The organism is Flavobacterium sp. UBA6195 (assembly GCF_002422095.1).
In the GTDB taxonomy this organism is placed as follows: Bacteria; Bacteroidota; Bacteroidia; order Flavobacteriales; family Flavobacteriaceae; genus Flavobacterium.
Genome location: NZ_DITB01000041.1, coordinates 1 through 8405, shown reverse-complemented (window position 1 = coordinate 8405; position 8405 = coordinate 1). Strand labels below are relative to the sequence as shown.

Sequence of the window (8405 nt, the reverse complement as noted above, 5' to 3'; positions counted from 1 at the left end):
GCAGCACTAAAGGCGGATCTTCTGCTACAGGTTGGAAAATCAATGACAAGAAAGGTGGATTCCAATTTAACGACAAGTTCAAGCAACAAGAAACTCCTCCAGGTATGATTTCCATCGAAGGTGGAACTTTTACAATGGGAAAAGTACAAGATGATGTAATGCATGATTGGAATAATTCGCCAAACCAGCAACATGTACAATCTTTCTTTATGGACGAAACTGAGGTTACGAACAAAATGTATTCTGAATATTTATTTTGGGTAAAAACAGTTTTTCCACCAACTGAAGAAAACTATAAACACATTTACAACGGCGCGATTCCAGATACTTTGGTATGGAGAAATCGTTTAGGCTACAACGAAACAATGACTAACAACTACTTAAGACACCCTGCATATGCAGACTATCCTGTTGTTGGAGTAAATTGGATTCAAGCTGTAGAATTTAGCAAATGGAGAACTGATCGTGTAAATGAAAACATTTTAGAGCGTGAAGGTTATCTAAAAAAAGACAATAAAATTAAACTTGGTTCCGATGTAACCGCGGAAAATTCATTCAGTACTGAAACCTATATAAACACTCCTTCAAAAGCTTTCGGTGGTAATGAAGAAGTTGTTTTGAAAAAAGAAATGGGTAAAGGAAGAAGACAAGCATCTGATACTGCAAAGAACGTTTATGCCCAAAGAAGTTCTGGGTTAATTTTACCTGAATATAGACTACCAACTGAAGCAGAATGGGAATATGCAGCTACAGCTTTAGTCGGAAATAGAGAATACAACATTTACAAAGGGCAAAAGAAATATCCATGGAGCGGTCAATATACACGTTCTTCAAAAAGACAATACAGAGGAGATCAATTAGCCAACTTTAAACAAGGTAAAGGGGATTACGGTGGAATTGCAGGATGGTCTGATGACGGTGCTGATATAACAAATAAAGTAAAAAGTTATGCGCCTAATGATTTTGGATTATATGACATGGCTGGAAACGTTGCGGAATGGGTTCAAGACGTTTACAGACCTTTAGTAGATGATGAAGCAAATGATTTCAATTACTTCAGAGGTAACGTTTACACAAAAAATAAAATAGGTGAAGATGGTGCAGTTGAATTAGTAACATCTGACAACATAAAATACGACACTTTGAGTAATGGTAAAATCATGGCTAGAAATTTCCCTGGTCAAATTGCTCAAGTTCCTGTTGATGAAAACGAAACTTATTTAAGAACTCAATTTTCAACTTCAGATAACAGAAATTACAGAGATGGTGATAGACAATCAACTAGATTTTATAAATTTGGTAATTCTGAAGAAGGTTCTGACACTGACAGCAAAAGAATGTATGAATCTCCTAAACATTCTATTACAGCTGACAGTTTAGGCAAAATGAATAAAAAATATGATAAGTCTGACAAAAGAACAACTTTAGTAGATGATAATGTTAGAGTATACAAAGGTGGTTCATGGAGAGATAGAGCTTATTGGTTGGATCCAGCATCAAGAAGATTCTTCCCTCAAGATATGGCTACAGATTACATCGGATTTAGATGTGCGATGTCTAAAGTAGGACCTAAATCTAAAAAGAAAACTCCAAGAGGAAATCCAAAAAAATAATTTTCATACAAAATACTTTGAAAGCCCTTTCTATTGAAAGGGCTTTTTTTTATCTTCGTTCCAACAAATAATAGAACATGACAACCATAAATACACTTCATTCTTTATTTCTAAAATATCCAGTAGTTTCTACGGATACTAGAAAAATAGCACCTAATAGCATTTTCTTTGCTTTAAGAGGAGAAAATTTCGATGCCAACACTTTTACAAAAGAAGCATTAGAAAAAGGAGCAAAATATGTTGTAATTGACAATAAAGACTATTTCATTGACGAACGCACTTTACTAGTAGAAAACTCATTGGTTGCATTACAAGAACTTGCAAAATTTCATAGATTATATTTAGGGTTGCCAATTATAGCCTTAACCGGAAGCAATGGAAAAACCACGACAAAAGAGCTTATTAATTCTGTTCTATCAAAAAAATACAACACTCTTGCCACCATTGGAAATTTAAACAATCATATAGGAGTTCCATTAACTCTATTAAGATTCACAAAAGATACAGAAATTGGAATAGTGGAAATGGGGGCAAATCATCAAAAAGAAATTGAATTTTTATGTAAAATTGCTCAACCTGACTATGGCTATATAACAAATTTTGGAAAAGCACATCTAGAAGGTTTTGGAGGTGTCGAAGGTGTAATTAAAGGCAAGAGTGAAATGTATGATTATCTAAAAAACAATAACAAATTAATATTTGTTAATTTAGATGACACGATTCAAAATCAAAAAACGGAAAATTTAAAAAGATTTAGCTTTACGGTGAATGCTTCACAAGCAGATGTGAAAATCACAGGTGTGGAAGCAAATCCAATGGTAAAGATTGCATACAATAATTTAACCATTAACTCTCAATTAATTGGAATTTACAATGCAAACAACATCAACGCTGCAATTACTATAGGAAATTATTTCAAAGTTTCTGATGAATTAATTAAAGAAGCAATTGAAAACTACATTCCAGAAAACAACCGTTCTCAATTAATACTAAAAAATGGAAATGAAATAATTTTAGATGCTTACAATGCTAATCCAAGTAGTATGGCTGCTGCAATTACAAATTTAATTCAATTAGAAAAAAAGAACAAAATTGCTATTCTTGGCGACATGTTTGAATTAGGTAATGAAAGCCTTTTAGAGCACAAAAAAATTATTGCATTATTAGAAAACGAAACATCGATATCTACTTACTTTATTGGAAAAGATTTCTTCAAAAATCAAATTCACAATACACATATGAGTTTCTTCGAAGATTTTGAATCTTTTTCAGTTTTTTTAAAGACAAATCTTCCAAACAACAATTTACTTCTAATAAAAGGATCGAGAGGAATGGCATTAGAAAAAACTTTGGATTTGATATAAAAAAAAAGCACTTCAAATGAAGTGCTTTTTTGTGGGCGATGAGGGGTTGGAACTTTCCTCATAATGCGCTCATATATAATAAATTATATAAGTCTAAAAATCAAAGGTCTCGATTTTGCTCCTTCATAAAGAAACAAACATCACTAAATCTTAATACTGTAAATTTAATAATTTTTATAATCTTCTGCAAATTAATTCATTACTAAATCATACTAAAAATTGAACTAGTTGTATAAGTTTATAGTGATGCTTTCTTGATTAAATCTGTTTAAGTAATTTTCAATTTTAACCAAAAATCAAGTGAGTTACTTGTTCATATTTTATGCCACTATATGTACAGAACTCTTCAATCGTTAGAAACTCATTTTCGAGCTTATTGAGGTCTTTTTTTATCTTTTGCATCAATCTAGTACTTTGGCGATAACTCTTGCCTGTTATTCGTTGTATGTCCTTAGGATAGATGCATACCCTCTGATTATTCAATTTCATACTTTATCCATGCCTTTGATTAGGCTTTGACTTACTTCTGACGTGCAGAAAATCTTTTGCAATTTAGTTATAATTTTTCATACTTATTTAGTGGATTTTTTATGTTCATTTAAGACACTTGTGTCGATTTTGGACATATGGTACACTTGTTACTTTTTCTTTAGTGAAATGCTTTGTAAACTTTGCTTTAATCATTCAAAATGTGGTTGCAACTGATTGAAAGAATGAAGGAGATTTTAGATGAATGTTTAACAAAATTTTGAAGTAATGGCTAGACAGAAAGGCATAATTAAATTAAAAGGTACTATCGGAGATATTACTTTTTACAAAACGCAAGATGGGCACTTGGCAAGAGAAAAAGGAGGAATTGACGCTAGTAGAATTGCAAGTGATCCTGCGTTTCAAAGAACTCGTGAGAATGGTTCCGAGTTTGGTAGAGCTGGTAAAGCAGGAAAAATGCTTAGAACAGCTTTACGACCGTTGCTTTTAAATTCTGCTGATGGTAGAATGGTTAGTCGCTTAACTCAAGCGATGGTAAAAGTTATCCAAGCAGATTTAGTAAGTGAAAGAGGTTTGCGTAACGTGATTGATGGAGAAGCTGAATTGTTATTTGGCTTTGAATTTAATATCCGTGGTAAGCTTGGTACAACTTTGTTTGCTCCGTTTGTGGCAACGATTGACAGAGTTGCAGGAGAAATCACTGTGGATTTGGCATCATTTATTCCTACGAATATGATTGCTGCTCCAAGTGGAACTACTCACTACAAAATCATTTCTGGTGGAGCTGAAATTGATTTTGAAGCTGAAACGTATGTGGTTGCTACATCTGAAACGGCAATTTTGCCTTGGGATGGAACTGCTACTGCTCCAATTAACCAAATAAATGCGGTTACACCTGCAAGTACAAAACCTTTGTTCTTGGCTTTAGGTGTTGAATTCTATCAGGAGATTAATGGGCAAATGTATCCGTTGAAAAATGGTGCTTTTAACCCTTTGTCGATTGCGAAAGTTGATAGCGGTGTGTAATGGTTATTTGGTTAACTAGAACTTATTTCCCTGAAGGAACAAATGGTAAACTCGAATGCGAAGGCAAATTGATTTGTAACACTATTGAATTGCCATGGAAGATGAACGAAACGAAGGTTTCCTGTATTCCGGAAGGGAAATATTTTATTAGAAAGCGATATAGTGCAAAATATAAATGGCATTTGGAATTGGTGGATGTGCCGAATAGAAAGTTTATTCTATTTCATCCTGCTAATAATGCTCAAAAAGAATTGCAAGGTTGTATTGCTCCTGTTACTAAACTTTCTGGACCTGGATTAGGTTTGATGTCGAGAAAAGCTTTTACGAAGTTAAAAGACTTTGTTTACAAAGCTTTGGACAATAAAGAAAGTGTTGAATTAATTATCCAATAGATCCTTAACAGGATGACAAAAAACGTAATTATGAAAAAAATCATTAATAGAGCAAAAGCTCCCACACCAAAATTCTTCAAAGTGCTTCGAACTGTTGGGTTGGCATTAGCTGCCGTTGGAGGAACTATTTTAGCAGCTCCAATTGCTTTACCCGCGATTGTAACTACCATTGGTGGTTATGTTGCTGTAGCTGGTGGAGTTTTGTCAGCTGCAAGTCAGCTTACTACAACTGATGACAGCCAATAATCCCACGTTGATGGGAACTGCTGGAGGCACATTTTTAAGTATTGTACCAAATCTTTCCTCTGATGATATTGCCAAAACGGTTATCTTGGCTACCGTTGGAGCCGTTGTGAGTTTTACGATTTCGTTACTGCTTAAAAGCCTAAATAAGAAGCACAAAAAATAAGTTTAGCCCTAGTTGTGGTGACCTTTGGGTTAAACAAAATGAAAGCCAAGTCGTGAGACCTGGCTTTTTTTATTTGTTTCGATACCTCATCAAAATGGCATTGCGAAGCTCATTGATTAAGTGGATGTTTTTTGCGTGGTGTGCTTCTTGTTCTTGCAGCAGCTTGAGTGCTTGGATGTTTTTATGATGCAACTCGTGTTCACGCATCAATCGGGTTGCTTTTGGATTGAACTCTTTTTTGAATTCATAGAGAGATAAGAACGGAATAACCGAACCGCGAAGAAAAGGCATCCAGAATTTTGATTTCCATAGGCTCATGGCAATCCAAAAAATGTCCTCTTTTTGAGCTTCGGTTTGGAAGATTAATACAAAGCTGTTTGTAAAAGCTTCATTGCTTGGTTTTCCGCTATTTAATCCTTTCGATAATACGAAAAAATGCGGTTTGGCATAGTGCACCCCAGGTTGGTGGGTTTTAATAAAAATTGTGTCCATAATACAAGGATTTAAAGGTTAACTTCCTTCTTCTTCCTGTTCTGGTTGCCCGAAATGTGAATAGAAAACCAAAGTGCCTCACACACATTTTTGCAAAAGAAAAAAGGAAAAAAAAGAAAGCCGTCTTGCCTTGTGGAGGGTTTCAAAAAAGCAAGTTTTTCGGATAAAATACTACCCGACTGAGTAGTGTTCAGTGGACAGTTTTTAGTGCTCAGTGAAGTAGTGAACTGAAAAATGAGGGTGGAGATTTTATCCGGAACCGAAGGCTTGAACTTGCTTTTTTGAATACCCGGAACAAACCTTTGGCTTCTTTTTTATCCTTTTTTTTGTAAAAATGTTTACCCCAAATGTTCTTATGAAATGGGGTTTTAAGGGTGTTCAATCGGGACTGGTAAACAAGGGTGTTTTTTTATTTGCTTACGTGGTGTATCGGTTGTTGATGCAAATAAAAATACACTGTTGTGGTGGTTTGATTTTTGAGGATGCTTTGAAAGTGTTCAGTATTCAGTTTTTAGTGTTCAGTGGAGTGCGTGAACTGGAAATGGGAAGCATCTTCAAAAAACAATGTGATGCTTCCTAGTGATTGGGCAGTAGCGGAACAAGGGTATGGTTTTCTTTTACACTAAATGACCCTGATTAAGCAAGTTTGACAATAAAGTCTTATGAAAATGAGAGAAAGAAAACCATACTCTTGTGGGGAAAATTTGATTTTTGATAATGCCTTGATTGTTTTTAGTTGCTAGTTTTTAATGTGCTTTGAACTGGAAATGGGAGGCATTTTCAAAAAACAATGAAAATTACGTTAGCGGTAGCGTTCCTATTCTTTTTCGGGTGGGTGCGGCTGGGCGCGGATATTTTACATAATAACCCTTATAACTTTCAGGGGGACTGCGTGGGGTGTTGGGAATGAATTATAAGGTTTATTATGTAATAATAGCTTGGGAGTGGTTTTTGTGTGCTTTTAGCGTTTGTTTTTTGAAATGGGTGTAAGTGGATAAAAAATGGCGGACTGTGCGCGAGGGGTTGGGAAAACAGGGAGCCATTTTTTATTGACTTACTTGGGGGAAAACAAGTGCTAAAAGTGCACGAAAAACCACTAGTGCGGTGGGGAGCGTTGGACTGGGTGGGTGAAACTACTTCAGCGAAGCGTTCCGATTTCTTTTTATTTGAAATTAGCGAAATGGAGCAAACAAAGAATTGATGCCAGGAAACTTGGACTAGAAGCGATTTTTGTGCAGCTGAATGAGATAATAAATCTTAGTAAATAGTTTATCTACCCACCTTATCTACCCACTTATGGTAATTTAAAATGAATAATCCAATATCCACCTTTAGCTCCATTCATTCTTTCCAACAAACCTAATTCTTTTAAAAAAAGTAAATTTTTATCAATAGCAGAAAGACTTAAGCCTAAAACATCTGATAATTCACGAATGGAAATTCTACTGTTTTTATGAATATTTTTTAAAATATCTATTCTATTTTCAGTTAGTTTTTCTACCCACTTTTCTACCCACTTTTCAAAATCAAATGGTCTTCTAAGTGTAACAGTAAACATTCCATCAATATTAAATTCTGGAGGAGTTAATCCTTCATCATTCATAACATCACGAATACGAGTTATTCCTGAACCTATCTGTTCTACTAATCTCATTCTTTCAAATAAACCAAAAATTAATGGATTTCTACTTGCACTTCTTTTCCCAAATTCACTTTTTGGAACTGCACTTACTAAACCACCTGGATTAGATATTTCTACTCGATCATCAAATACTTCGATAGTTATTCTTGCTCCTTTATCGTAGTAATCGCGATGAGCTAATGAATTTATAATTGTTTCTTTGAATGCTGTTTCTGGTATTTCCCATAATTCTTTTCTTGCTTTACCGCCTTCTCCTTCAATATCATATCTTACATCTAGTTTTGACTTTAACCAAATCATACTTTTTTGATATTGTTGGTATAATGTTCCTGTCATTACTTTATCATCAACGATATAGCGTTTGTCTGTGCCATCAAATGCTACACAACGAATTACTGCTTTTTCAAAAAACTTTTCAGGATTACTTCCAAAAAATAAAACGGTACCGTTTTTTAATTGGCCATCATTTGTTACTAACTTTAGATTGGTAAATAATTGTTCGTTTGAAGTTACATTGACTAAGCCAGCTTCAAAACGAAATGTATTGATATTTTCTTTTGCAATGTCGTCTTCTATATTTGCTTCTTTACAAATGGCATCATCAAAGTAAATTTTATCAGCTTGCTGGAAAAAGTCTCTCATTTCTTCAACCGTTGTGAGTTTCTGCGAATTTGGACCTTGACGCACATAAATTGCACCTGATAACACATAAGGTTTATTTTGACCTGATGGGACTTCGATTACTGCTATATTTTTACCATCTACCTCAATAATATTAAAATCACATTTCAGCACTGGAGATATCTCGTTTATTGAATTTTGTATTGCTGAACGTTTAGCATTATCAATTGTTATTCCTTTAATAGTGTTAGCATCATCAACGCCAATTAAAACAACACCTCCTGAAGCATTTGCAAAAGCACATACTTCCTCTGTGATTTCCTTTATCTTATTTGGAATACTGACTTTGAATTCGGC

The 8405-nt window shown here is 34.4% G+C and carries 9 protein-coding genes; 7 read left to right on the top strand and 2 right to left on the bottom strand.

Annotation, left to right across the window (positions count from 1 at the left end; all coding sequences use genetic code 11):
- From gldJ to B4I81_RS03420, 6 genes are all read left to right on the top strand, one after another.
- The coding region (gldJ, locus tag B4I81_RS03450) for a gliding motility lipoprotein GldJ (RefSeq protein WP_291107588.1) at nucleotides 1-1613 on the top strand (1613 nt) is incomplete at its 5' end.
- A 77-nt stretch (nucleotides 1614-1690) separates the two neighbouring features.
- On the top strand, nucleotides 1691-2977 hold the full coding sequence (locus B4I81_RS03445) for a UDP-N-acetylmuramoyl-tripeptide--D-alanyl-D-alanine ligase (RefSeq protein WP_291107585.1): 1287 nt from the start codon (nucleotides 1691-1693) through the stop codon (nucleotides 2975-2977).
- Nucleotides 2978-3733: 756 nt separating this feature from the next.
- Nucleotides 3734-4492: a hypothetical protein gene (locus tag B4I81_RS03435; protein WP_291107582.1), complete on the top strand. Its 759-nt coding sequence runs from the start codon at nucleotides 3734-3736 to the stop codon at nucleotides 4490-4492.
- The gene (locus tag B4I81_RS03430) at nucleotides 4492-4884 is read left to right on the top strand and encodes a DUF5675 family protein (RefSeq protein ID WP_291107579.1); all 393 of its coding nucleotides are present in this window, start codon (nucleotides 4492-4494) and stop codon (nucleotides 4882-4884) included. Before B4I81_RS03435 ends, B4I81_RS03430 begins: the two co-directional genes overlap by 1 nt.
- Nucleotides 4885-4914: 30 nt before the next feature.
- On the top strand, nucleotides 4915-5130 hold the full coding sequence (locus B4I81_RS03425) for a hypothetical protein (RefSeq protein WP_026726201.1): 216 nt from the start codon (nucleotides 4915-4917) through the stop codon (nucleotides 5128-5130).
- The gene (locus B4I81_RS03420) at nucleotides 5117-5293 is read left to right on the top strand and encodes a hypothetical protein (protein ID WP_160169123.1); all 177 of its coding nucleotides are present in this window, start codon (nucleotides 5117-5119) and stop codon (nucleotides 5291-5293) included. Before B4I81_RS03425 ends, B4I81_RS03420 begins: the two co-directional genes overlap by 14 nt.
- Nucleotides 5294-5362: 69 nt before the next feature.
- On the opposite strand, the gene B4I81_RS03415 is transcribed toward B4I81_RS03420, so the two are convergent.
- A complete protein-coding gene (locus B4I81_RS03415) occupies nucleotides 5363-5785 on the bottom strand; it encodes a DUF6943 family protein (RefSeq protein ID WP_291107572.1) in 423 nt (140 codons plus the stop codon).
- 334 nt (nucleotides 5786-6119) lie between these two features.
- Between B4I81_RS03415 and B4I81_RS03410 the strand changes: the two genes are divergently transcribed.
- A complete protein-coding gene (locus B4I81_RS03410) occupies nucleotides 6120-6365 on the top strand; it encodes a hypothetical protein (RefSeq protein ID WP_291107569.1) in 246 nt (81 codons plus the stop codon).
- 714 nt (nucleotides 6366-7079) lie between these two features.
- Here B4I81_RS03410 and B4I81_RS03405 read toward each other — a convergent pair.
- The coding region (locus B4I81_RS03405) for an ATP-binding protein (protein ID WP_291107566.1) at nucleotides 7080-8405 on the bottom strand (1326 nt) is incomplete at its 5' end.